We start from the raw sequence: 22,255 nt of genomic DNA, 5'->3' as shown, positions 1-22,255 counted from the left end.
CGGGGGGCCGGTGACGCAGGCCACAGGCAAACAGCCCCGGGCTCTTAGCTCGGTCGATAAACGCGCACATTGGCATGCCCCTCACTGAGCAAATGGTGGGCATGCAGGCGACTCATCACGCCTTTGTCGCAATACAGCAGGTACTGGCGAGTAGGGTCCAGTTCCTTGAAACGAGCGTTCAGAGCATAAAACGGCATCGCTTGTACCTCGATACCAGCAAGCTCCAGCGGGTCGTCTTCGGCGGCATCCGGGTGACGGATGTCGATGATGATCTGACCGGCCAGCGCCTCACTGACTTCTTCAACCTGCACATCCTGGCCCAATTCGTCGATCACCCGATCGATCGGCACCAGCTTGGCGTTCTCGAGCGCACGCTCGAGCACTGCCATATCGAATTCTTTCTCTTCATGCTCCACGCGCGGACGCTTGGCGTGGGTCTTGGGGTTCACTGAAATGACCCCGCAATACTCCGGCATGTGCTTGGCGAAATCGGCGGTGCCGATTTCGTTGGCCAGGTCGATGATGTCCTGCTTGTGACTGGCGATCAGCGGACGCAACACCAGCTTGTCGGTCACGCAGTCGATCACGGACAGGTTCGGCAGCGTCTGGCTGGAAACCTGGGAAATCGCTTCGCCAGTGACCAGTGCCTCGATGTCCAGTCGATCAGCGATCCGGGACGCAGCGCGCAACATCATACGCTTCAATACTACGCCCATATGACTGTTATCGACTTTGCCGAGAATTTCTCCCAGCACTTCCTCGAACGGCACACTGACAAATAACACGCGCTGGGAGCTGCCGTACTTCTTCCAGATGAAATGCGCGACTTCCATTACGCCCAATTCGTGGGCACGCCCGCCGAGATTGAAGAAGCAGAAGTGGGCCATCAGCCCGCGGCGCATGATCTGGTAAGCCGCGACGGTGGAATCGAAACCGCCGGACATCAGCACCAGGGTCTGTTCCAGCGCGCCGAGCGGGTAGCCGCCGATGCTGTTGTGCTGGCTGTGAATCACGAACAACCGTTTGTCGCGAATTTCGATGCGAACTTCGATTTCAGGCTGTTTAAGCGAAATCCCGGCGGCGCCGCACTGACGACGCAGCTGGCTGCCGACGTATTTCTCGACGTCCATCGAGCTGAATTCGTGCTTGCCGGCACGCTTGCAGCGCACCGAAAAGATCTTCCCGGCCAGCGAATCACCATAGTGCTGCTTGCACTTGGCAACGATGTCGTCGAAGTCGCCCAGCGGGTACTCGTCGACCTGCAGGAAATGCGCGATGCCCGGCATACAGCTCAGGCGCTCGGTCATGTCCTTCAAGGCCTTGGGGTCACTGACGTGCGTTTCCAGCTCGAGGTTGTCCCACACGCCGTTCACCACCACGGCCGGGTCCAGGTCGCGGAGCACAGCACGGATGTTCTTGGCCAATTGACGGATGAAACGCGTCCGTACCGGGCGGCTCTTGATGGTGATCTCGGGGAAGACTTTTACGATTAGTTTCATGAAAACAGCGCGCGCAGGGCCAGCCGAAAAAGGGGGGCGCGGATTATAGCGGAAATTGCTCAAGGTTTAACCAGTTAATGTGCAGATGGTTTTCAATGCACCAAAACAGGTCATTTTTGAAATTGAACGCTACATTAAGGGGCGAGATTTCCTGTTTTAAAGCGCGTTACACCTTTATAAGCGTGATATTGGGGCAATAAACCCAAGTCGGGGCACTGGCATGCAATTTGCTCCCTTGTGAGGCAGGTTGCCAAGGCAGAGTATTCGCGCCGGCATCACCCACATTCTAAGGGCATCCATTACTAAGCCCGAAGCCACCCGGAGGACACTATGTCGAAGTCGGTTCAACTCATCAAAGATCATGACGTCAAGTGGATTGATCTGCGCTTCACGGACACAAAAGGCACTCAGCACCACGTGACCATGCCGGCTCGCGATGCGCTGGATGAAGCTTTCTTCGAAGAAGGCAAAATGTTCGACGGTTCCTCCATTGCTGGCTGGAAAGGCATCGAAGCTTCCGACATGATCCTGATGCCGGACGACACCACTGCCGTTCTGGACCCGTTCACCGAAGAGCCAACCCTGATCCTGGTTTGCGACGTGATCGAGCCTTCGACCATGCAAGGCTATGACCGTGACCCACGTGCCATCGCCAAGCGCGCCGAGGAATACCTGAAGTCCACCGGTATCGGCGACACCGTTTTCGTCGGTCCAGAGCCTGAGTTCTTCATCTTCGACGAAGTGAAGTTCAAGTCCGACATCTCCGGCTCGATGTTCAAGATCTACTCCGAACAAGGTTCGTGGATGTCCGACCAGGACGTGGAAGGCGGCAACAAAGGCCACCGTCCAGGCGTCAAAGGCGGCTACTTCCCGGTTCCGCCGTTCGACCACGACCACGAAATCCGTACCTCCATGTGCAACGCCATGGAAGAAATGGGCCTGGTCATCGAAGTTCACCACCACGAAGTGGCGACTGCCGGCCAGAACGAAATCGGTGTGAAGTTCAACACCCTGGTCGCCAAGGCTGACGAAGTTCAGACCCTGAAGTACTGCGTACACAACGTTGCCGATGCATACGGCCGCACCGCGACCTTCATGCCTAAGCCGCTGTACGGCGACAACGGTTCGGGTATGCACGTTCACCTGTCCATCGCCAAAGATGGCAAGAACACCTTCGCTGGCGAAGGTTATGCCGGCCTGTCCGACACCGCCCTGTACTTCATCGGCGGCATCATCAAGCACGGTAAGGCCCTGAACGGCTTCACCAACCCGTCGACCAACTCCTACAAGCGTCTGGTCCCAGGCTTCGAAGCTCCAGTAATGCTGGCTTACTCGGCTCGCAACCGTTCCGCTTCTATCCGTATTCCTTACGTGTCGAGTCCTCGCGCTCGCCGTATCGAAGCACGCTTCCCGGATCCGGCAGCCAACCCATACCTGGGCTTCGCTGCACTGTTGATGGCTGGCCTGGACGGCATCCAGAACAAGATCCACCCAGGCGATGCGGCTGACAAAAACCTGTACGACCTGCCGCCTGAAGAGGCGAAAGAGATCCCACAAGTTTGCGGCAGCCTGAAAGAAGCCCTGGAAGAGCTGGACAAAGGTCGTGCGTTCCTGACCAAAGGCGGCGTTTTCAGCGACGACTTCATCGACGCATACATCGCCCTGAAAAGCGAAGAAGAAATCAAAGTACGCACCTTCGTACACCCACTGGAATACGAGCTGTACTACAGCTGCTGATCCAGTAACGCCCGCGCAAGCGGCGTAACAAAAAAGAGGCCTCCTTCGGGAGGCCTTTTTTGTGGGCGAACACTTATTATCAGGCCTACTGTTATAGGCATCATGCCCTTCCACGGAATGAAGAAGAGACGTCCCATGTACCTACGCTTGAGCCTTGCACTGTTCACCGCCCTGCTCGCCAACACTGCCTGCGCTGCCACCACTGCCACTCATGCTCCAGCTCCAACCCCGGCACCCGCGGCCCTCGCCCCGCTGCTCAGCACCATTCAGGAGCGACTGGTGATTGCTGACAAGGTCGCGCTGAGCAAGTGGGACAGCGGCAAGCCTGTCGAGGACCGTCAGCGTGAACGTGAAGTCATTGCCGATGCTATTGCCGAAGCGCCCTACTATAAATTGAGCAATGAAGCCGTTGAGCAGTTCTTCTCGGCGCAGATCGAAGCCAACAAGTTAGTGCAGTACGCGCATTTGTCCGACTGGCACGCACAAGGCAAAGCGCCCAACGACCCTCGCCCCGACCTCGTTGGCCTGATCCGCCCGCAACTCGACCTGCTGCAAACACGCCTGCTGCAGCAATTGGCCGATTTCACCCCGTATCGCAATGATCCGCACTGCCCGTCATGGCTGGCCAAAGCCAATAAAGCCGCAACCCAAGTGCCGCTGCGTGAGCTTGCGCTGGTACGCGCCACTGCCGAATTGTGCGGCCCCCATCCGTAGGAGCCGCATTTGAGCGAGATTTATTGATCTTTCGTGTCAGGGTGTTAGTGAATTGGGCCAACACTTAACCCTGGCCTATGCTGCAAACCAACGTTATCGATTATTGGGCGTTTTTCATGGGTCGTGGTTTTCTGTTCATCTTGTTGCTGATCGCCCTGCCCGCCCCCGCGCAGATCTACCGCTACACCGACGCCAGCGGCAATACCGCCTACAGCAATCAGCCGCCCGATGGCGTGAAGAGCCAGGCCGTCGAGTTGCCGCCACTCAATAGCATCGAACACCAACCACCGATGACGCCCGAACAACCAACCCCGCACGCAGACAAAAACGCCGTGTATTCAGTGCTGGAACTGACCGGCCTGCCCAGCGATGAAGCCCTGCGCGCCAATAACGGCACCTTCACCGTCGGCGTGCAGATTCAGCCACGACTGCAAGGATCACATGTATTTAGATTGCTGCTGGACGACCAACCCTACGGCGAGCCAAGCAACGTGCCGCGCTTGCAACTGGTGAACATCGATCGCGGCGAACACCATCTCGCGGTGCAGGTGCTCGCCGGAGAAAGCCTGGTGCAGCAAAGCCCGACTCTCACCTTCACCGTGCAGCGGGTACACCTCCCGTGAGGTGCTGGATAATCACCATGTGCCTGTGGCTGATCGCTCTGCCGGCGCAGGCCGAGGTCTACACCTACATCGACGCCCAAGGCAATCGGGTCTTCACCGATCAACCCCGCCCCGGAAACGCCAAGCGAGTCACACTGACGCCAGGTAATCGCATGTCGGCCAATCCCGGCGGGGCAATATCGCAAGCAGCCCCCAAGAAGCCTGAGGAAAAACCACTGTTTCACTACGACATGCTTCGCGTACTCGTACCGGAACCGGACGCTTCGGTGCGCAGCAGCGCGGGGGAAGTGATCGTCAGTGTCACCAACGAACCCACCTTGCAACGCGGCCATCGCTATCGGTTGTTACTGGACGGCCAACCGACTGCCGATCCCGGCCCCAGCCCGGTGTTCGCCTTGAGCAATATTGATCGCGGCACCCATCAACTGGCAGTGGAAATCCTCGACGAACACGGGCGGATTGTCGAACGCACAGCCAATCAGCCATTCCACATGCTGCGTATCTCCCTGGCGCAGAAGCGCCAGATCAAGCCCTGCACCCTGACCGATTACGGCCAACGCCCGGAATGTCCGCTCGCGGATAAGCCCGAAGAAGAAAAAGTCGGGATTTTTTCTTTCTTCTGAACCTTGTTCAGGTTTGCGCACTATATTGGTGCAATCTGCTGCACCCTACCCATATTCCAACCCATTTTGGTTCGAAAATACCCGCAAAGGCCGGCAGAACGCCACGCAATCGCGCTTAAAACACCTGTTTCAGGGCCTGAACGCTTCTTTTCGGAGCCTTGGTTTGGTTTTTGCATTTTCCTCGTATCAGCGCCCAGTTCACGCGCGTGATTCAGACCCGTCTGAGCCGCCACGCTCCAAAAGAGGTCCTAATGACCATCAGCGACGCACTGCACCGCTTGCTACTCGACAACCTGACGACCGCCACCATTCTGCTCAACGCCGACCTGCGCCTTGAGTACATGAACCCCGCGGCGGAAATGCTCCTGGCCATCAGCGGCCAGCGCAGCCATGGGCAATTCATCAGCGAGCTGTTCACCGAGTCGACCGAAGCCCTTAACTCTCTGCGCCAGGCGGTCGAACAAGCGCACCCGTTTACCAAGCGCGAAGCGATGCTCACCGCGCTGACCGGCCAGACCCTGACCGTCGACTATGCGGTGACGCCGATCCTTAGCAACGGCGACACGCTGCTGCTGCTCGAAGTCCACCCGCGTGATCGCTTGTTGCGCATCACCAAAGAAGAAGCGCAGCTCTCCAAGCAGGAAACCAGCAAGATGCTGGTGCGCGGCCTCGCTCACGAAATCAAGAACCCGCTCGGCGGGATTCGCGGCGCCGCTCAGTTGCTGGCCCGCGAGCTGCCGGAAGAAAGCCTCAAGGACTACACCAACGTCATCATCGAGGAAGCAGATCGCCTGCGTAATCTGGTTGATCGCATGCTCGGCTCGAACAAACTGCCGTCGCTCGCCCTGTGCAACGTCCACGAAGTGCTGGAGCGCGTCTGTCATCTGGTGGAAGCCGAAAGCCAAGGTTGCATCACTTTGGTGCGCGACTACGACCCGAGCATTCCGGACGTGTTGATTGACCGCGAGCAAATGATTCAGGCCGTGCTGAATATCGTGCGTAATGCGATGCAGGCCATCAGCACCCAGAACGAGTTGCGCCTGGGCCGCATTACCCTGCGCTCGCGTGCCATGCGCCAGTTCACCATCGGCCACGTGCGCCATCGCCTGGTGACCAAGCTCGAGATCATCGACAACGGCCCGGGGATTCCGGCAGACCTGCAGGAAACCATCTTCTTCCCCATGGTCAGCGGCCGCCCGGACGGTACCGGGCTCGGCCTGGCCATTACCCAGAACATCATCAGCCAGCACCAGGGCCTGATCGAATGTGACAGCCATCCAGGCCACACCACATTCTCGATCTTTCTGCCACTGGAACAAGGAGCCACATCGACATGAGCCGTAGTGAAACCGTGTGGATCGTCGATGACGACCGTTCTATCCGTTGGGTCCTGGAAAAAGCCCTGCAACAGGAAGGCATGACCACGCAAAGCTTCGACAGCGCCGATGGCGTGATGAGCCGCCTGGCGCGCCAACAACCGGACGTGATCATCTCCGACATCCGCATGCCCGGCACCAGCGGCCTGGACCTGCTGGCACGGATTCGCGAGCAACACCCAAGGTTGCCTGTGATCATCATGACCGCGCACTCCGACCTGGACAGCGCTGTCGCGTCCTATCAGGGCGGTGCGTTCGAGTACCTGCCAAAGCCGTTCGACGTCGATGAAGCGGTGTCGCTGGTCAAGCGCGCCAACCAGCATGCCCAGGAACAGCAAGGCCTGGAAGTGGCGCCAATCCTGGCCCGCACCCCGGAAATCATCGGTGAAGCGCCGGCGATGCAGGAAGTGTTTCGCGCCATCGGGCGTTTGAGCCACTCCAACATCACCGTGCTGATCAACGGCGAATCCGGTACCGGTAAAGAACTGGTGGCCCACGCCCTGCACCGCCACAGCCCGCGCGCGGCGTCGCCGTTTATTGCGCTGAACATGGCGGCAATCCCCAAGGACCTGATGGAGTCCGAGCTGTTTGGTCACGAAAAAGGCGCGTTCACCGGTGCGGCCAACCTGCGGCGCGGACGGTTTGAACAAGCGGATGGCGGCACACTGTTCCTCGATGAAATCGGCGACATGCCGGCCGACACCCAGACGCGCTTGCTGCGGGTACTGGCCGATGGCGAGTTCTATCGCGTCGGCGGTCATGTGCCGGTCAAGGTCGATGTGCGCATCATTGCCGCGACGCACCAGAACCTGGAAACCCTGGTGCACGCCGGGAAATTCCGTGAAGACCTGTTCCACCGTCTGAACGTGATCCGTATCCACATTCCGCGCCTGTCAGACCGTCGCGAAGACATTCCGACCCTGGCCAAGCATTTCCTCGCCCGCGCCGCACAAGAACTGGCGGTGGAGCCGAAGCTGCTGAAAAGCGAAACCGAGGAATACCTGAAGAACCTGCCATGGCCAGGCAACGTACGGCAGCTGGAAAACACCTGTCGCTGGATCACGGTGATGGCGTCGGGCCGCGAAGTGCACATCAGTGACCTGCCGCCAGAGCTGCTGAGCTTGCCGCAGGATTCGGCACCGGTGACCAACTGGGAGCAAGCGCTGCGTCAGTGGGCCGATCAGGCGTTGGCGCGTGGTCAGTCGAGCCTGCTCGACAGCGCCGTACCGAGCTTCGAGCGGATCATGATCGAAACCGCCCTCAAACACACCGCCGGACGCCGTCGCGACGCTGCCGTATTACTGGGCTGGGGCCGCAACACCTTGACCCGCAAGATCAAGGAACTGGGGATGAAGGTCGATAGCGGCGATGACGATGAAGGGGATGAGGGTTAAGCCGCCTATAGATTTTCGCTGATCTGCAGATCCAATCGCGGGCAAGCCTTGCTCCTACCGTTTTGTGGTGAATCACACATCGATGATTCAACCCCGAACCTGCAGGAGCAAGGCTTGCCCGCGATGCTTTTAGAGGCTGCGTGCACCGCCTCAATGCACCGTGAACCGCAATCGCGCACTCCACGGCAAGCAAAATCCCGCCTCCAGCAACACGAAAAACTATTGCACAAAAAACACAAAGCCCCGGAATACGGGGCTTTCAGCGCTTCATGTGGGCTTTTTGTTGCTACCTATAAAAACCTGGCACGCCCCCTGCAATAGTCCAATCAGTGATTCGATTCACTACCCAGTTTCGGGGGCCTTGGTACAGGCAGGCCGGGGATTCCCCTCTTTACATCCGGGGTTCATCACGCAGACCGCGACGAACCCCTCCCGTTTTGGGGAACCTTGGTACAGGCAGGCCGGGGATTCCCTCTTTTATTGCTCCTGGAGATGGACCTCCAACCGCCAGCGGTCATTGACCTCGCTACCGGCCCACTCCCCCTTCAAGGGGCGGGCGGCCACCAGCGTCAGCAACAAGCCCTTATCACTCAATCGCACCCGCCAGTTCACGTCCTTGCCGTTGAGCTTCAACTGGCCGTTTTGCGCCTTGCCCTCAGCCTCGAACAGCAACGCGACGCTACCATCGATGAACTCGCCGTGGGTCTTGGGTTCATTGTTGAACCACACCACCAAGCCATCGGGTTCGACCTCAACCTGTTGCAATACTGTAGGGTCGGGCTCGGTCAGGCGACCGATCATCATCCCGACCATGACGCCGACAATCGCCAATGAGGCCATCACCCGAGGGAATAGCTTCGGTCTCGGGTCCTCTTCAGGCGTAGAATGCTGCCCATCTTTACCTTCGGAGCCGTGCATGTTTCACGTCATCCTTTTTCAACCAGAAATTCCGCCGAATACCGGCAACGTTATCAGGCTGTGCGCCAACAGTGGCTGCCACCTGCATTTGATCGAACCGCTGGGCTTCGAGATGGACGACAAGCGCCTGCGCCGGGCCGGCCTCGATTACCATGAGTATGCCACTTTGCAGCGCCATGCTGATCTCCCAAGCTGCCTGGAAAGTCTTGGTCATCCGCGCGTGTTCGCCTTCACCACCAAGGGCTCCCGGCTGTTCCACGACGCCAGCTTCGCCGAGGGTGATGCCTTCCTGTTCGGACCGGAAAGCCGTGGCCTGCCAGCCGAGGTGCTGGACGCCCTGCCTGCCGAACAGCGCCTGCGCCTGCCGATGCGCGAAGGGTGCCGCAGCCTGAATCTGTCCAACACCGTGGCGGTGGCCGTGTACGAAGGCTGGCGCCAGCTAGGCTTCAAATAACCCCGCGACCTGTAGCAACTGCCGAGTCCGCGAGGCTGCGTTAGAGGCGGGCCGCGTTCGGACGCAGTCCTCGCAATTCCTGATTGCCGAGCACACCTGAAAAATCGCGCGCGCTGGTCTCTACGACGGCTACGCCGCCGGACGCAGCCTCGCGGGCTCGGCAGCTGCTACGGGACACCATAAAAAAAAAGCGCCTGTTACGGCGCTTTTTTCGTTGCGGCATCGAACGCTTACTGAACGGTCTGTGCGCCGTCTTGCTGCATGCGTTGCATTTCTTGCGCGTACAGGGCGTCGAAGTTCACCGGAGCCAGCATCAGGGCCGGGAACGAACCACGGGTCACCAGGCTGTCCAGAGCTTCGCGAGCGTACGGGAACAGGATGTTCGGGCAGAAAGCACCGAGAGTGTGGCTCATTGAGGCTTCGTCGAGGTTCTTGATCAGGAAGATACCGGCCTGTTGAACTTCAGCGATGAACGCCACTTCGTCACCGTTTTTCACGGTAACCGACAGGGTCAGCACCACTTCGTGGAAGTCGGCTTCCAGCGCTTTCTGACGGGTGTTCAGGTCCAGACCAACGCTCGGCTCCCACTGCTGGCGGAAGATCGCCGGGCTTTTCGGAGCTTCAAAGGACAGGTCACGCACATAAATGCGCTGCAAGGAGAATTGCGGTGCAGTTTCTTCTTCAGTAGCAGCAGTGTTCTGTTGGTCAGTCATCTCAGATCCTTTCTGATCTTGGGGTCTTGTAGGGTTTGCTGATCTTAAGGGTTCAGTCAGGCCGTGAGCAGCGCGTCGAGCTTGCCGGCGCGGTCCAGGGCAAACAAATCATCACAACCACCAACGTGGGTGCTGCCGATCCAGATCTGCGGCACGGACGTACGTCCGGCTTTCTGGGCCATCTCGGCACGCACCTGCGGCTTGCCATCGACCTTGATCTCTTCGAAGGCTACGCCCTTGTTCTCGAGCAGGTACTTGGCTCGGGAGCAGTAGGGGCAGTAATCGCTGGAGTAGACGACGACGTTTTTCATATCACTTCACCAGCGGCAGATTGTCGGCTTTCCAGCTGGAGATCCCACCGGACAGCTTGGCTGCAGTAAAACCGGACTTCAACAGCTCGCGAGCGTGAGTACCGGAATGCTGGCCCAGGGCGTCGACCAGAATGATGGTCTTGGCCTTGTGCTTTTCCAGTTCGCCAACGCGAGCGGTCAGTTTGTCCTGCGGAATGTTCAGCGCGCCAACGATGTGACCGGCGGCGAAATCCTTGGTGGTACGGATATCGACAACCACGCCCTGGTCCTTGTTGACCAGCGCAGTCAGCTCAGCGGTGCTGAGGCTACGGCCGCCACGGCTCATCTCGCGAGCGATCAACAACGCCAGCAGTACGACGAAGATACCGACGAGCAGATAGTGGTTAGTGGCAAATTCAATCAGGTGAGCAACCATCAAGGAGGTTCCAGGGCGTTAAAATGTCGGCCAGTATACACAGCCACTATGGTGGGCCAAACCCCGTCCGGCGGTGACGCGGTCTGAACTTCGCTTTAAACTGCCACTCCCTTTTTCCATCGCACCTTTAACTTAAGCCAGAGTGGAATCCATGACTACCACGCCTAAACCTTTGGTCCTGATTATTCTCGACGGCTTCGGTCACAGTGAAAGCCAGGAATCCAACGCCGTGTTCACGGCCAAAAAGCCGGTCCTCGACCGTTTGTACGCCACCGTACCGAACGGCCTGATCTCGGGTTCGGGCATGGACGTCGGCCTGCCGGACGGGCAAATGGGCAACTCGGAAGTCGGCCACATGAACCTCGGCGCAGGCCGCGTGGTGTATCAGGACTTCACCCGCGTGACCAAAGCGATCCGCGATGGTGAATTCTTCGAGAACCCGACCATCTGCGCTGCCGTGGATAAAGCCGTTGCTGCCGGCAAAGCCGTGCACTTCATGGGCCTGCTGTCCGAAGGCGGCGTGCACAGCCACCAGGATCACCTGATCGCCATGGCCGAACTGGCCTTCAAGCGCGGCGCCGAGAAGATCTACCTGCACGCCTTCCTCGACGGCCGCGACACGCCGCCAAAAAGCGCACAGTCGTCGATCGAGCTGCTGGATGAAGCGTTCAAGACGCTGGGCAAAGGCCGGATCGCCAGCATCATTGGCCGTTACTTCGCCATGGACCGCGACAACCGCTGGGATCGCGTGTCCCAGGCCTACAACCTGATCGTTGACGGTAACGGCGAATTCAACGCCGCCACCGCCCAGCAAGGCCTGGAAGCCGCCTACGAGCGTGGCGAAAGCGACGAATTCGTCAAAGCCACCACCATCGGTGAACCGGTCAAGGTCGAAGACGGCGATGCCGTGGTGTTCATGAACTTCCGCGCCGACCGCGCCCGTGAGCTGACCCGGGTATTCGTCGAAGACGATTTCAAGGATTTCGAGCGCGCGCGCCAGCCGAAACTGGCCGGCTTTGTCATGCTGACCCAATACGCCGCCAGCATTCCTGCACCGGCAGCCTTTGCGCCGGGCAGCCTGGAGAACGTGCTGGGCGACTATTTGGCTAAAAATGGCAAAACCCAGCTGCGCATCGCCGAAACCGAAAAATACGCTCACGTGACCTTCTTCTTCTCCGGTGGTCGCGAAGAACCGTTCCCGGGCGAAGAACGCATCCTGATCCCGTCGCCGAAAGTCGCCACCTATGACTTGCAGCCAGAAATGAGCGCACCGGAAGTCACCGACAGGATCGTCGACGCGATCGAAAACCAGCGCTACGACGTGATCGTGGTCAACTACGCCAACGGCGATATGGTCGGCCATAGCGGCGTGTTCGATGCCGCGGTGAAAGCCGTCGAGTGCCTGGACCTGTGCGTCGGTCGCATCGTCGATGCCCTGGAAAAGGTCGGCGGCGAAGCGCTGATCACCGCCGACCATGGCAATGTCGAGCAAATGTCCGACGAATCCACCGGCCAGGCGCACACCGCTCACACCACGGAACCAGTACCGTTCATCTACGTCGGTAAACGCAACCTCAAGGTTCGCGAAGGCGGTGTACTGGCGGATGTGGCACCGACCATGCTCATGCTGCTGGGCCTTGCGAAGCCTGCCGAAATGACGGGTACGTCGATTCTGGTGTGATCAAGGCTTTCAAACGCTGCTAAACCCTGTGGGAGCAGCCGGGCGACGTTCGCCTGATCGCGATAGCAATCTGACACCAACTTCACAGTTGAATGTTAAGGCGCAATCCCGAGCAAACGAACGTCGCCCGGCTGCTCCCACATTGGTTTTCGGCGTTTTTCAGTCCAGTTATCACACAGCCAGAAATGGACGTTTTTTTTACAGCCTTGGCCGGGCATACTAGGCTGTCCTTTTTCCCCTGGTGTCGCCCGCCTTTATGCTTCGCGCCCTGATTGCCCTTGCCCTGACCTGCCTGCTCCATCCGGCGTTTGCCGATGAACGCGCGCAAACCCAACAACAGTTGGACGCCACGCGTCAGGATATTGCCGAGCTGAAAAAGCTGCTGGGCAAGTTGCAGGAAGAAAAGTCCGGCGTGCAAAAGGACCTCAAAGGCACCGAGACCGAGATGGGCAAGCTCGAAAAGCAGGTCGATGCACTGCAAAAAGAGCTGAAGAAAAGCGAATCCGAGATACAGCGACTCGATGGTGAGAAAAAAAAACTCCAGAGCGCGCGCATTGAACAGCAACGACTGATCGCCATTCAGGCCCGCGCGGCCTATCAGAACGGCCGTCAGGAGTACCTCAAGCTGCTGCTCAACCAGCAGAACCCGGAAAAATTCGCCCGCACCCTCACCTATTACGACTACCTGAGCCAGGCACGCCTGGAGCAGTTGAAGAATTTCAACGAAACCCTGCGCCAGCTGGCCAACGTCGAGCAGGATATCGCCCAGCAACAAGCCCAGTTGCTGGTGCAGAAAAGCAGCCTCGACAGCCAGCGTGACGAACTCGACAAAGTCCGCAAGGAGCGTCAGCAAGTCCTGGCCAAGCTCAACGACGACGTGAAAGCCCGCGACCAGAAGCTGCAAGCCCGCGAGCAGGATCAGGCCGATCTGTCTAAAGTACTCAAAACCATCGAGGAAACCCTGGCCCGCCAGGCCCGTGAGGCAGAAGAAGCGCGACAAAAAGCGCTGATCGCCCAGCAGGAAGCCGAAAAAAAGCGTTTACGTGAGGCTCAGGCCCGGGCTGAAGCCCCTACTGATGCCCCACGCAAACCCGCCAAGTCGACACCCGGCGCACTGGTTTCAAGTGCCGGCGAGTCCTTCGGCGGGCCCTTTGCTTCCGCCCGCGGAAAACTTCCGTGGCCTGTCGATGGTCGATTGCTTGCGCGTTTTGGTGAAACCCGTGGTGACGATGCCCGAACCAAGTGGGACGGCGTGATGATCAGCGCCTCTGCAGGCAGCCAGGTGCATGCCGTACACGGCGGTCGCGTGGTGTTTGCCGACTGGTTGCGCGGTGCCGGTTTGCTGGTGATCCTCGACCACGGCAATGGTTTTTTGAGTTTGTACGGCCACAACCAGACGCTGCTTAAAGCGGCCGGTGATGTGGTCAAGGCCGGTGAATCCATCTCCACTGTCGGTAACAGTGGTGGCCAGGACACACCTGCACTGTATTTCGCTATTCGTCAGCAGGGTCACCCGAGTGATCCAGCACAATGGTGCCGCGCGCAAGGATAGGCGTTGAGTCACCTACATTAGGAGTTCGTTCGACATGCTGCATTTGTCCCGCCTCAATTCGCTGGCCCTGACGATCGCTCTGGTGATCGGTGCGCCGTTGGCGTTTGCCGCTCAACCGGCCCCGGCGGTTGCGCCTGCGGGCACTGCTGCGACCACCAAGGCGCCATTGCCGCTGGAAGAGCTGCGCACCTTTGCCGAGGTCATGGACCGGATCAAGGCTGCCTATGTCGAACCGGTTGACGACAAGACCCTGCTGGAAAATGCCATCAAGGGCATGCTCAGCAACCTTGACCCACACTCCGCCTACCTCGGCCCGGAAGACTTTGCCGAGTTGCAGGAAAGCACCAGCGGCGAATTCGGCGGCCTGGGCATCGAAGTCGGCGCCGAAGACGGTTTCATCAAAGTCGTTTCGCCGATCGATGACACCCCTGCCTCAAAAGCCGGCATCCAGGCGGGTGACTTCATCGTCAAGATCAACGGCCAGCCAACCCGCGGCCAGAGCATGACCGAAGCCGTGGACAAGATGCGCGGCAAGATCGGCGAGAAGATCACTCTGACTCTGGTGCGCGATGGTGGTGCACCGTTCGACGTGACGCTGACCCGCGCGACCATCCAGGTCAAGAGCGTGAAGAGCCAGTTGCTGGATTCGGGCTACGCCTACATCCGCATCACCCAGTTCCAGGTCAAGACCGGCGAAGAGGTCTCCAAGGCGCTGGCCAAGTTGCGCAAGGACAACGGCAAGAAGCTCAGCGGCATCGTGCTTGACCTGCGCAACAACCCGGGCGGCGTGCTGCAAGCAGCGGTCGAAGTGGTCGACCACTTCATCACCAAAGGCTTGATCGTTTACACCAAGGGCCGTATCGCCAACTCTGAGCTGCGCTTCACTGCCACCGGCAAGGACGAAAGCGAAGCGGTGCCAATGGTCGTGCTGATCAACGGCGGTAGCGCCTCGGCCTCGGAAATTGTCGCCGGCGCCCTGCAAGATCAAAAACGCGCAGTGGTCATGGGCACCACCAGCTTCGGTAAAGGTTCGGTGCAAACCGTGCTGCCACTGAACAACGACCGTGCGCTGAAGATCACCACCGCGTTGTACTTCACGCCGAACGGGCGCTCGATCCAGGCCCAGGGCATCGTTCCGGACATCGAAGTGCGCAAGGCCAAGATCACCAACGAGCAGGACGGCGAATACTTCAAGGAAGCCGATCTGCAAGGTCACCTGGGCAATGGCAACGGCGGCGCCGACAAGCCAACCAAATCCAGCGGCAAAGCCAAACCGATGCCACAGGACGACGACTACCAATTGGCCCAGGCCCTGAGCCTGCTCAAAGGCCTGAGCATCACCCGCGGCCACTGAGATGCGCTTGCGGGTCATCCTCAGCCTGCTGTGCTGTCTGGCGGGTGCTGCTCACGCGGCGCCTGCCGAGACGGCGGCGCCACACAAGGCCTACCTGAGCCTGATCATCGATGACCTCGGGCAAAACCTGCCGCGCGACCGCCGTGTGCTGGCGCTGCCCGGACCGGTGACCACGGCAATCATGCCCGACACTCCCCACGCTGCCGAATTTGCCCGCGAGGCCCACCACGCCGGCAAGATCGTCATACTGCACATGCCCATGGACCCGGCCACCGGCCCGTTCGCCTGGCATCCCGAACTCCCCATCGAAGAGCTGGAAAAACGCCTGAGTGCGGCGTTCAACGCCGTGCCCTATACCAGCGGCATCAACAACCACATGGGCAGCCGCATGACCGCCCAGCAACCGGCCATGACCTGGCTGATGGCCGAGCTGCAACGTCGGCACAAGTTCTTTGTAGACAGCCGTACCAGCGCCCAGACCGTCGCCGCCGCCGAGGCGCAGAAGATCGGTTTGGCGAGTGTTTCGCGAGATGTGTTTCTCGATGACGAGCGCACCGAGGGCGCAATCTTCACTCAGCTACAGACCGCCATCAGCCTGGCCCACAAGCAAGGCTCTGCGGTGATGATCGGCCACCCCTATCCACAAACCCTGGCGGTGCTTGAGCGCGAACTGCCCAAGCTCAAGGCCCAGGGCATCGACTGGATCGATATCAAGTTGATGATCAGCGTGCGCAGCAACAAGGCGATGGTTGGGCACGGGAAGGACGGGGTTTACCGCTGAAAAGGATTCGCTCTTGTGGCGAGGGGGCTTGCCCACGTCGGCCAGTCCGCGCTCGGGCGAAGCAGTCGTAAAAGATACCCACTCGTTCTGTCTGAATCACTGCGGTGCTTGGTTTTAGGGCCGCTTTGCGCCCAAACGGGGGCAAGCCCCCTCACCACAGGACCTTACAGATACCGCGCCATGATGTCGTCCACCACGCCTTCCTGGCGCAACTGATCCAGCGCGGCCTGAAGCCTGGCGACGATTTCGTCGGACACGTCTTTGTTCAGCGCCAGATAAAGCTGGGCACTGTTGAAACGCAGCACGGTCTTGAGGCCCGTCACGCCATCCTGCCGAGCGAGGTAACGGCCAGCAGGATCTCCCGTCGCCCAAAGGTCGATCTGGCCATTGACCAGCTTCTTCGCGTTGTCCTGATCGCGCAGCACCACGATCGGTTTCAGACCCTGCTTGGCCAACGTTTCGGCGATCGCATCACCTTTGTAGGCGCCGATCTTGTATTTGCGCGCCTGCGCCAGCGACTCGAGGGTGATCTTGCTGTCAGCCTTGGCCAGCATGATCCAGTCGTCCGGACCAATCGGGCCGACCCATTTGAAGAGTTTCTCGCGGTCCGGCAGTCGCGCCATGACGAACACGCCATACCCGGATTTCTCCAGGGCGAGTTTGTAGATCCGCTCCCAAGGGAAACGCAGTGTCAGGCTGTAAGTGATTTCGGCGCGCTTGAACATCTCGCGGACGATGTCCACGGCGATGCCATCGATGTTGTCTTCCTGAGCGAAGTTCTTGCCGTTCTTCGCCATGTTGTACGGCGGGAAGTTTTCCGTCAGCAGCACCAGATCGGGGCCGGTTTTTTCTGCAGCACGTGCAGCGCCAGCCAGTAGTAACGAGGCGCTGGCGAGTACCAGGAGAAGACGTTTGAGCATGACGGTTTACCGGAATCCATGGCGTGCCCAAGCTTGCCCTGAGCCCGCCATGCTGTCCACTGGCCTTTATCGGACGCAGATACCGCGTTGCGCCATGTAGGCCTTGGCTTCCGGTACGGTGTATTCGCCGAAGTGGAAAATACTCGCTGCCAGCACCGCACTGGCGTGGCCTTCAAGAATGCCGTCAGCCAGATGCTGCAAATTGCCGACGCCGCCCGAAGCGATCACCGGAATCCCCAGTGCATCGCTGATGGCACGCGTGACGCCCAGGTCGAAGCCGTTTTTCATGCCGTCCTGGTCCATGCTGGTCAGCAGGATTTCGCCGGCACCCAGACCTTCCATCTTCTTCGCCCACTCCACCGCGTCCAGCCCGGTAGGTTTGCGACCGCCGTGGGTGAAGATCTCCCAGCGCGGGGTTTCGCCCGGCAGTGAAACCTTCTTGGCGTCGATGGCGACAACGATGCACTGCGAGCCGAAATGCTGCGCCGCTTCGCCGACAAACTCTGGATTGAACACCGCCGCGGTGTTGATCGAGACCTTGTCTGCGCCGGCATTGAGCAGGTTGCGGATGTCTTGCACGGTGCGCACGCCACCGCCGACGGTCAGCGGGATGAACACCTGGCTGGCCATGCGCTCGACGGTATGCAACGTGGTATCGCGGCCATCGACGCTGGCGGTGATGTCGAGAAAAGTAATCTCGTCGGCACCCTGCTCGTCGTAGCGACGGGCGATTTCCACCGGATCGCCGGCGTCACGGATGTTCTCGAACTTCACACCTTTGACGACCCGGCCGTTATCCACGTCCAGGCAAGGAATGATGCGTTTGGCCAGCGCCATGGTAAGTCCTCAGCCTTTGTACGAATCGCAGAAAGCTTGCGCTTCAGCGACGTCGAGGGTGCCTTCGTAAATCGCCCGGCCGGTGATGGCGCCGATGATCCCCGGCGCCTTGGCGTCGAGCAGCGACTTGATGTCACCCAGGTTGTGAATACCGCCGGACGCAATCACCGGAATCCGCGTGGCGGCGGCCAGTGCTGCGGTGTACGACACATTGCAGCCTTGCATCATGCCGTCTTTGGCGATGTCGGTATAAACGATCGCAGACACGCCGTCGGCTTCAAACTGCTTCGCCAGGTCGATAACCTGCACAGTGCTGATTTCAGCCCAGCCATCGGTGGCGACAAAACCGTCCTTCGCATCCAGACCAACGATAACTTTGCCCGGGAAGGCGCGGCAGGCTTCGGCGACGAAGGCCGGGTCTTTAACGGCTTTGGTGCCGATGATCACGTAGCTCACGCCCGCTTTCACGTAGTGTTCAATGGTTTCCAGCGAGCGGATACCACCACCGATCTGAATAGGCAGGTTCGGGTAGCGCTTGGCGATCGCAGTGACCACTTCGCCGTTGACTGGCTGGCCTTCGAAGGCGCCGTTCAGGTCGACCAGATGCAGACGACGGCAACCGCCCTCCACCCACTTGGCAGCCATGCTCACCGGGTCATCGGAGAACACTGTGGAATCTTCCATGCGGCCCTGGCGCAGGCGTACGCAGGCACCGTCTTTAAGATCGATAGCGGGAATAATCAGCATCTGGCAAACCTTTAAATTCGATTTTTCAGCGTTGCTCGGAAATCAGTTTTTCTCGAGCGCCCACAGGTCGCTTTCGATGCTTTCGAACCTCTCCTTGAGGTGCGCCTGCACATCGAAAATCGCCCTGTTGTAATAGTGCGGAGCAATTTCGCGGGTAAACAGCTCAAGAATTTCAGCTGCCTCGAACGAGCCAAGGTCAAGTTCGAAGCGGTCTTCCATGAAACGCTTGATCTTGCTGTTGGCCTCGTTCTCTTGCTCGGGTGTGAGCGTGAGGATCGGCGGCTTTTTCTTGACGGCCATTACCAGCGACCGTCCCACGCAGCGAAGTTCTGCAGCAATTGCAGGCCATGGGTATGGCTCTTCTCCGGGTGGAACTGCACAGCGAAACGCGAACCTTCGGCCAGCGCTGCGGCGAAGTCGACGCCGTAGTGACCACTACCCACGACCTGACGCGGATTGCCGGCGGCGATGTAGTAGCTGTGCACGAAGTAGAAACGCGCGAGGTCCGGAATGTTGTGCCACAGCGGGTGATCCACCGTCTGCTTCACTTCGTTCCAGCCCATGTGCGGGACTTTCAGGTGTTCGCCGTCTTCATGCAGACCTTTGCCGAAGAACTTCACCTGGCCGGGAAACAGGCCGATGCAGTCGACGCCGTCGTTTTCTTCACTGCGCTCGAGCAAGGCTTGCATGCCCACGCAGATGCCGAGGAACGGACGGTCCTGGCTGACTTCACGCACCAGCGAGTCGAAGCCCAGGCGACGGATCTCCGCCATGCAATCGCGAATCGCGCCCACACCGGGGAACACCACTCGGTCGGCTTCGCGAATCACGCTGGCATCGCTGGTGATCAGCACCTTGCCGGCACCGACGTGCTCGAGGGCCTTGGCCACCGAGTGCAGGTTGCCCATGCCGTAATCGATAACCGCGACCGTCTGCATTACAGAACACCCTTGGTCGAAGGCATTTGCCCGGCCATGCGCTCATCCAGCTCGACGGCCATGCGCAATGCGCGACCGAAGGCCTTGAACACGGTTTCGATCTGGTGGTGGGTGTTGTGCCCACGCAGATTGTCGATGTGCAAGCTGACGTTGGCGTGATTGACGAAGCCCTGGAAAAACTCCTGGAACAGGTCGACATCGAAGCCGCCGACAGTGGCGCGGGTATACGGTACATGCATCTGCAGGCCAGGACGACCAGAGAAGTCGATGACCACGCGCGACAGCGCTTCATCGAGCGGCACATAGGCGTGACCGTAACGACGGATGCCTTTTTTGTCGCCGATGGCTTTGGTGAAAGCCTGACCCAGCGTGATACCGACGTCTTCCACCGTGTGGTGGTCGTCGATATGCAGGTCACCCTTGCACTCGATATCCAGGTCGATCAGCCCGTGACGGGCGATCTGGTCCAGCATGTGCTCAAGGAAGGGAACACCGATATTGAATCGGGCCTTTCCGGTGCCATCCAGGTTGATCGAGGCTTTGATCTGGGTTTCCAGAGTGTCGCGCTCGACTGACGCCTTACGTTCGGCCATCACCAGCTCCGCAAAATCATTGGGCGAAAAAGGCAACCATTATAGGGGCGCGGACGCCAAACAGAAACACGCGAGGTGATATCCCTGACGGGCTGAACCCAATGCCGCCGAGGGCATACCTGTCATGACATGTAGGAGCGGGGGGACGCCGAGTCCTTGCCCGCGATGACAGTACGCCTGACACACCGCGTTATCGTTCATCGCGAGCAAGCTTTGCTCCTACAAGGGAGTCACGTGTTTAGTGGAACAGGACGGCTGTCTTCTGCAACGTCACCCAAACGCCCCACGCCAGCGGAATGCCCACCACCAGCCATGCGGCAATGGCCAACGGCACGCTGCCCGAGGAAGCTTTCCACTCCAGCACGGTGGTGCTGTCCGCGCCTTTGTCGTGACCCAGCGCCTGTTCGACGGCCAGCTCGGCATCGCTCATGAAGTATTTATCCGCCACCGGACGCACCAGCAGGTTGCAGAGGAAACCCAGCACCAGCAGGCCCGCAAGGATGTACAAGGTGATGTCATACGCAGCCGCGCGCTCGACGCCGATGCTCAACTGATACTCACGCAGGTAGTTCACCAACACCGGACCGAGCACGCCGGCAGCAGCCCAGGCAGTCAGCAGGCGACCATGGATCGCACCGACCATCTGCGTACCGAACAGGTCCGCCAGGTACGCCGGAACCGTCGCAAAACCACCGCCGTACATCGACAGGATGATGCAGAACGCCGCCACGAACAGCGCGATGTTGCCCAGATGGCCGAGGTTCGGGATCAACGCATACAGGGCAAACCCCAGGGCGAAAAACACGAAGTAGGTGTTTTTGCGGCCCAGGTAGTCGGAGAACGACGCCCAGAAGAACCGCCCACCGATATTGAACAGACTCAGCAAGCCAGTGAAACCTGCAGCGATTGCCGCGATCGACGCCAATTGCGAAGCGTCCAGCTGACCAAAGGTCAGATCGTTGCCGAGCAATTTACCGGCGAATACTTCCTGCAACAGCGGCGACGCCATGCCGAGGATGCCGATACCCGCCGACACGTTCAGGCACAGCACCAGCCATACCAGACGGAACTGCGGGGTTTTCCACGCGACGTTAACGTGCACATGGCGGTGAGTGATCATCGCGTTCGCGGCTTTTTTCGCCGGGGCGGTCCAGCCCTCAGGCTTCCAGCCAGTCGGCGGAACGCGGTACGACAGCGCACCGCCGATCATGAACACAAAGTAGATCGCAGCCATCACCAGGAAGCTCTGCCACACGCCGACGCCAGCCGGCGAAGCGAAATGGCCCATCAGCGCAGCCGCCAGCGGAGCACCAACCATCGCACCACCGCCGAAGCCCATGATCGCCATGCCGGTCGCCATGCCGCGCTTGTCCGGGAACCACTTGATCAAGGTCGAAACCGGCGAGATATAACCCAACCCCAGGCCTATCCCCCCGATAACGCCGGAGCCGATCCACATCAGCCAGATCTGGTGGGTATACACCCCCAACGCGGAAATCAGCAGACCGCCGCACCAGCACAACGCCGAAACGACACCGGCCTTACGTGGCCCGGCATGTTCCAGCCAGCCACCCCAGATCGCTGCCGAGCAGCCGAGGAAGATGAAGAACAAGGTGTAGATCCAGCCGAGCATCGAAATCGGCCAATCACACTGGGACGAAAAAATCTGTGCAATGAAGCTCATGTCGGGTGCGCAGGCCACCGGCGCGGTCACGCCGAGGGCTTTGGACAACGGCAGCCAAAACACTGAAAAACCATAGGCCATGCCGATGCACAGGTGAATGGCCAACGCGGCCGGTGGAACCAGCCAACGGTTGAAACCGGGCTTGGCGATGATCCGCTCCTTGGACAGGAACGCTGACTGGGCGGGAATAATCCCCGCCTCGGTACTCGTGCTCATTTGTGTTTCCCCCAATTATTAGTATGGTTCGCCAGACACTCTTCACTCTCGGCCTTGTTGCACGCAGGCATGACCGTTTTATCGAGTAGAGCTCCGCTCGGCGCGACGACAGGTCGCAGAAGGACCGACGAACGGCAAAGATTACCATTTGCCCGTGACAGAAAAACCAAACTGA

The 22,255-nt window shown here is 59.4% G+C and carries 23 protein-coding genes; 11 read left to right on the top strand and 12 right to left on the bottom strand.

The window, feature by feature from the left end; genetic code table 11:
• Positions 1-44: 44 nt before the first annotated feature.
• On the bottom strand, positions 45-1,499 hold the full coding sequence (gene thiI, locus AO353_RS12175) for a tRNA uracil 4-sulfurtransferase ThiI (protein ID WP_054595172.1): 1,455 nt from the start codon (positions 1,497-1,499) through the stop codon (positions 45-47).
• A 330-nt stretch (positions 1,500-1,829) separates the two neighbouring features.
• Between thiI and glnA the strand changes: the two genes are divergently transcribed.
• From glnA to ntrC, 6 genes are all read left to right on the top strand, one after another.
• Positions 1,830-3,236: a glutamate--ammonia ligase gene (gene glnA, locus AO353_RS12170; protein WP_019691316.1), complete on the top strand. Its 1,407-nt coding sequence runs from the start codon at positions 1,830-1,832 to the stop codon at positions 3,234-3,236.
• A 135-nt stretch (positions 3,237-3,371) separates the two neighbouring features.
• On the top strand, positions 3,372-3,950 hold the full coding sequence (locus tag AO353_RS12165) for a chorismate mutase (protein ID WP_054595171.1): 579 nt from the start codon (positions 3,372-3,374) through the stop codon (positions 3,948-3,950).
• 116 nt (positions 3,951-4,066) lie between these two features.
• Positions 4,067-4,573, top strand: coding sequence for a DUF4124 domain-containing protein (locus AO353_RS12160; protein WP_054598217.1), 507 nt, complete (start codon positions 4,067-4,069; stop codon positions 4,571-4,573).
• Positions 4,574-4,590: 17 nt separating this feature from the next.
• On the top strand, positions 4,591-5,196 hold the full coding sequence (locus tag AO353_RS12155) for a DUF4124 domain-containing protein (protein WP_054595170.1): 606 nt from the start codon (positions 4,591-4,593) through the stop codon (positions 5,194-5,196).
• A gap of 251 nt (positions 5,197-5,447) precedes the next feature.
• The gene (gene glnL, locus AO353_RS12150) at positions 5,448-6,533 is read left to right on the top strand and encodes a nitrogen regulation protein NR(II) (RefSeq protein WP_054595169.1); all 1,086 of its coding nucleotides are present in this window, start codon (positions 5,448-5,450) and stop codon (positions 6,531-6,533) included.
• Positions 6,530-7,966: a nitrogen regulation protein NR(I) gene (ntrC, locus tag AO353_RS12145; RefSeq protein ID WP_054595168.1), complete on the top strand. Its 1,437-nt coding sequence runs from the start codon at positions 6,530-6,532 to the stop codon at positions 7,964-7,966. The genes glnL and ntrC overlap by 4 nt, the downstream gene beginning before the upstream one ends.
• A 477-nt stretch (positions 7,967-8,443) precedes the next feature.
• On the opposite strand, the gene AO353_RS12140 is transcribed toward ntrC, so the two are convergent.
• Positions 8,444-8,884 carry a hypothetical protein gene (locus tag AO353_RS12140; RefSeq protein WP_081013726.1) on the bottom strand — a complete coding sequence of 147 codons (441 nt, stop codon included), beginning with the start codon at positions 8,882-8,884 and terminating at the stop codon, positions 8,444-8,446.
• Here AO353_RS12140 and AO353_RS12135 point away from each other — a divergent pair.
• Positions 8,883-9,338 carry a tRNA (cytidine(34)-2'-O)-methyltransferase gene (locus AO353_RS12135; RefSeq protein ID WP_054595166.1) on the top strand — a complete coding sequence of 152 codons (456 nt, stop codon included), beginning with the start codon at positions 8,883-8,885 and terminating at the stop codon, positions 9,336-9,338. The two genes, AO353_RS12140 and AO353_RS12135, sit on opposite strands and share 2 nt — an antisense overlap.
• 230 nt (positions 9,339-9,568) lie before the next feature.
• Here the strand turns inward: AO353_RS12135 and secB are convergent, their stop codons facing one another.
• Genes secB through AO353_RS12120 form a run of 3 tightly spaced genes read right to left on the bottom strand, consistent with a single transcriptional unit; the run spans position 9,569 to position 10,777 of the window.
• Positions 9,569-10,051, bottom strand: coding sequence for a protein-export chaperone SecB (gene secB / locus AO353_RS12130; protein ID WP_054595165.1), 483 nt, complete (start codon positions 10,049-10,051; stop codon positions 9,569-9,571).
• 56 nt (positions 10,052-10,107) lie between these two features.
• Positions 10,108-10,362, bottom strand: coding sequence for a glutaredoxin 3 (gene grxC / locus AO353_RS12125; RefSeq protein WP_019691307.1), 255 nt, complete (start codon positions 10,360-10,362; stop codon positions 10,108-10,110).
• A gap of 1 nt (position 10,363) precedes the next feature.
• On the bottom strand, positions 10,364-10,777 hold the full coding sequence (locus AO353_RS12120; protein ID WP_054595164.1) for a rhodanese-like domain-containing protein: 414 nt from the start codon (positions 10,775-10,777) through the stop codon (positions 10,364-10,366).
• A 151-nt stretch (positions 10,778-10,928) separates the two neighbouring features.
• Between AO353_RS12120 and gpmI the strand changes: the two genes are divergently transcribed.
• The 4 genes from gpmI (at position 10,929) to AO353_RS12100 (ending at position 16,145) form a co-directional block, all read left to right on the top strand.
• Positions 10,929-12,458 carry a 2,3-bisphosphoglycerate-independent phosphoglycerate mutase gene (gene gpmI / locus AO353_RS12115; protein WP_054595163.1) on the top strand — a complete coding sequence of 510 codons (1,530 nt, stop codon included), beginning with the start codon at positions 10,929-10,931 and terminating at the stop codon, positions 12,456-12,458.
• Positions 12,459-12,714: 256 nt separating this feature from the next.
• A complete protein-coding gene (locus AO353_RS12110; RefSeq protein ID WP_054595162.1) occupies positions 12,715-14,010 on the top strand; it encodes a murein hydrolase activator EnvC family protein in 1,296 nt (431 codons plus the stop codon).
• Positions 14,011-14,044: 34 nt separating this feature from the next.
• Positions 14,045-15,364 (top strand): S41 family peptidase, encoded by a 1,320-nt coding sequence (locus tag AO353_RS12105; RefSeq protein WP_054595161.1) that lies wholly within the window; start codon positions 14,045-14,047, stop codon positions 15,362-15,364.
• Position 15,365: 1 nt separating this feature from the next.
• The gene (locus tag AO353_RS12100) at positions 15,366-16,145 is read left to right on the top strand and encodes a divergent polysaccharide deacetylase family protein (protein ID WP_054595160.1); all 780 of its coding nucleotides are present in this window, start codon (positions 15,366-15,368) and stop codon (positions 16,143-16,145) included.
• Between the two features lie 164 nt (positions 16,146-16,309).
• Here AO353_RS12100 and AO353_RS12095 read toward each other — a convergent pair whose 3' ends face one another.
• The 7 genes from AO353_RS12095 to AO353_RS12065 form a co-directional block, all read right to left on the bottom strand.
• Positions 16,310-17,065 carry a substrate-binding periplasmic protein gene (locus AO353_RS12095; RefSeq protein WP_054595159.1) on the bottom strand — a complete coding sequence of 252 codons (756 nt, stop codon included), beginning with the start codon at positions 17,063-17,065 and terminating at the stop codon, positions 16,310-16,312.
• Positions 17,066-17,131: 66 nt separating this feature from the next.
• Complete coding sequence (hisF, locus tag AO353_RS12090; protein WP_054595158.1) at positions 17,132-17,902, bottom strand: imidazole glycerol phosphate synthase subunit HisF; 771 nt, start codon at positions 17,900-17,902, stop codon at positions 17,132-17,134.
• 9 nt (positions 17,903-17,911) lie between these two features.
• Positions 17,912-18,649: a 1-(5-phosphoribosyl)-5-[(5-phosphoribosylamino)methylideneamino]imidazole-4-carboxamide isomerase gene (hisA, locus tag AO353_RS12085; RefSeq protein ID WP_054595157.1), complete on the bottom strand. Its 738-nt coding sequence runs from the start codon at positions 18,647-18,649 to the stop codon at positions 17,912-17,914.
• 42 nt (positions 18,650-18,691) lie between these two features.
• Positions 18,692-18,949: a DUF2164 domain-containing protein gene (locus tag AO353_RS12080; protein WP_046815284.1), complete on the bottom strand. Its 258-nt coding sequence runs from the start codon at positions 18,947-18,949 to the stop codon at positions 18,692-18,694.
• Positions 18,949-19,587, bottom strand: coding sequence for an imidazole glycerol phosphate synthase subunit HisH (hisH, locus tag AO353_RS12075; RefSeq protein WP_054595156.1), 639 nt, complete (start codon positions 19,585-19,587; stop codon positions 18,949-18,951). Before hisH ends, AO353_RS12080 begins: the two co-directional genes overlap by 1 nt.
• Positions 19,587-20,180, bottom strand: coding sequence for an imidazoleglycerol-phosphate dehydratase HisB (hisB, locus tag AO353_RS12070; RefSeq protein ID WP_019691294.1), 594 nt, complete (start codon positions 20,178-20,180; stop codon positions 19,587-19,589). Before hisB ends, hisH begins: the two co-directional genes overlap by 1 nt.
• A 238-nt stretch (positions 20,181-20,418) precedes the next feature.
• Positions 20,419-22,080 (bottom strand): OFA family MFS transporter, encoded by a 1,662-nt coding sequence (locus AO353_RS12065; RefSeq protein WP_054595155.1) that lies wholly within the window; start codon positions 22,078-22,080, stop codon positions 20,419-20,421.
• Positions 22,081-22,255: the final 175 nt, after the last annotated feature.

It is taken from the genome of Pseudomonas fluorescens (assembly GCF_001307155.1).
In the GTDB taxonomy this organism is placed as follows: Bacteria; Pseudomonadota; Gammaproteobacteria; order Pseudomonadales; family Pseudomonadaceae; genus Aquipseudomonas; species Aquipseudomonas helvetica.
Note: the sequence above shows the minus strand (reverse complement) of the source record. Positions and strands in the feature narration are given on the sequence as shown.

What these genes read in the sequence shown, in the direction of transcription:
- secB (WP_054595165.1), bottom strand. Translation starts at nt 10,051, where the DNA reads ATGACTGACCAACAGAACACTGCTGCTACTGAAGAAGAAACTGCACCG.
- ntrC (WP_054595168.1), top strand. Translation starts at nt 6,530, where the DNA reads ATGAGCCGTAGTGAAACCGTGTGGATCGTCGATGACGACCGTTCTATC.
- hisF (WP_054595158.1), bottom strand. Translation starts at nt 17,902, where the DNA reads ATGGCGCTGGCCAAACGCATCATTCCTTGCCTGGACGTGGATAACGGC.
- AO353_RS12140 (WP_081013726.1), bottom strand. Translation starts at nt 8,884, where the DNA reads ATGCACGGCTCCGAAGGTAAAGATGGGCAGCATTCTACGCCTGAAGAG.
- AO353_RS12095 (WP_054595159.1), bottom strand. Translation starts at nt 17,065, where the DNA reads ATGCTCAAACGTCTTCTCCTGGTACTCGCCAGCGCCTCGTTACTACTG.
- AO353_RS12120 (WP_054595164.1), bottom strand. Translation starts at nt 10,777, where the DNA reads ATGGTTGCTCACCTGATTGAATTTGCCACTAACCACTATCTGCTCGTC.
- AO353_RS12155 (WP_054595170.1), top strand. Translation starts at nt 4,591, where the DNA reads ATGTGCCTGTGGCTGATCGCTCTGCCGGCGCAGGCCGAGGTCTACACC.
- AO353_RS12135 (WP_054595166.1), top strand. Translation starts at nt 8,883, where the DNA reads ATGTTTCACGTCATCCTTTTTCAACCAGAAATTCCGCCGAATACCGGC.
- AO353_RS12160 (WP_054598217.1), top strand. Translation starts at nt 4,067, where the DNA reads ATGGGTCGTGGTTTTCTGTTCATCTTGTTGCTGATCGCCCTGCCCGCC.
- grxC (WP_019691307.1), bottom strand. Translation starts at nt 10,362, where the DNA reads ATGAAAAACGTCGTCGTCTACTCCAGCGATTACTGCCCCTACTGCTCC.
- AO353_RS12065 (WP_054595155.1), bottom strand. Translation starts at nt 22,080, where the DNA reads ATGAGCACGAGTACCGAGGCGGGGATTATTCCCGCCCAGTCAGCGTTC.
- AO353_RS12105 (WP_054595161.1), top strand. Translation starts at nt 14,045, where the DNA reads ATGCTGCATTTGTCCCGCCTCAATTCGCTGGCCCTGACGATCGCTCTG.
- thiI (WP_054595172.1), bottom strand. Translation starts at nt 1,499, where the DNA reads ATGAAACTAATCGTAAAAGTCTTCCCCGAGATCACCATCAAGAGCCGC.
- hisH (WP_054595156.1), bottom strand. Translation starts at nt 19,587, where the DNA reads ATGCAGACGGTCGCGGTTATCGATTACGGCATGGGCAACCTGCACTCG.
- hisA (WP_054595157.1), bottom strand. Translation starts at nt 18,649, where the DNA reads ATGCTGATTATTCCCGCTATCGATCTTAAAGACGGTGCCTGCGTACGC.
- AO353_RS12100 (WP_054595160.1), top strand. Translation starts at nt 15,366, where the DNA reads ATGCGCTTGCGGGTCATCCTCAGCCTGCTGTGCTGTCTGGCGGGTGCT.
- glnA (WP_019691316.1), top strand. Translation starts at nt 1,830, where the DNA reads ATGTCGAAGTCGGTTCAACTCATCAAAGATCATGACGTCAAGTGGATT.
- AO353_RS12110 (WP_054595162.1), top strand. Translation starts at nt 12,715, where the DNA reads ATGCTTCGCGCCCTGATTGCCCTTGCCCTGACCTGCCTGCTCCATCCG.
- AO353_RS12165 (WP_054595171.1), top strand. Translation starts at nt 3,372, where the DNA reads ATGTACCTACGCTTGAGCCTTGCACTGTTCACCGCCCTGCTCGCCAAC.
- hisB (WP_019691294.1), bottom strand. Translation starts at nt 20,180, where the DNA reads ATGGCCGAACGTAAGGCGTCAGTCGAGCGCGACACTCTGGAAACCCAG.
- gpmI (WP_054595163.1), top strand. Translation starts at nt 10,929, where the DNA reads ATGACTACCACGCCTAAACCTTTGGTCCTGATTATTCTCGACGGCTTC.
- glnL (WP_054595169.1), top strand. Translation starts at nt 5,448, where the DNA reads ATGACCATCAGCGACGCACTGCACCGCTTGCTACTCGACAACCTGACG.
- AO353_RS12080 (WP_046815284.1), bottom strand. Translation starts at nt 18,949, where the DNA reads ATGGCCGTCAAGAAAAAGCCGCCGATCCTCACGCTCACACCCGAGCAA.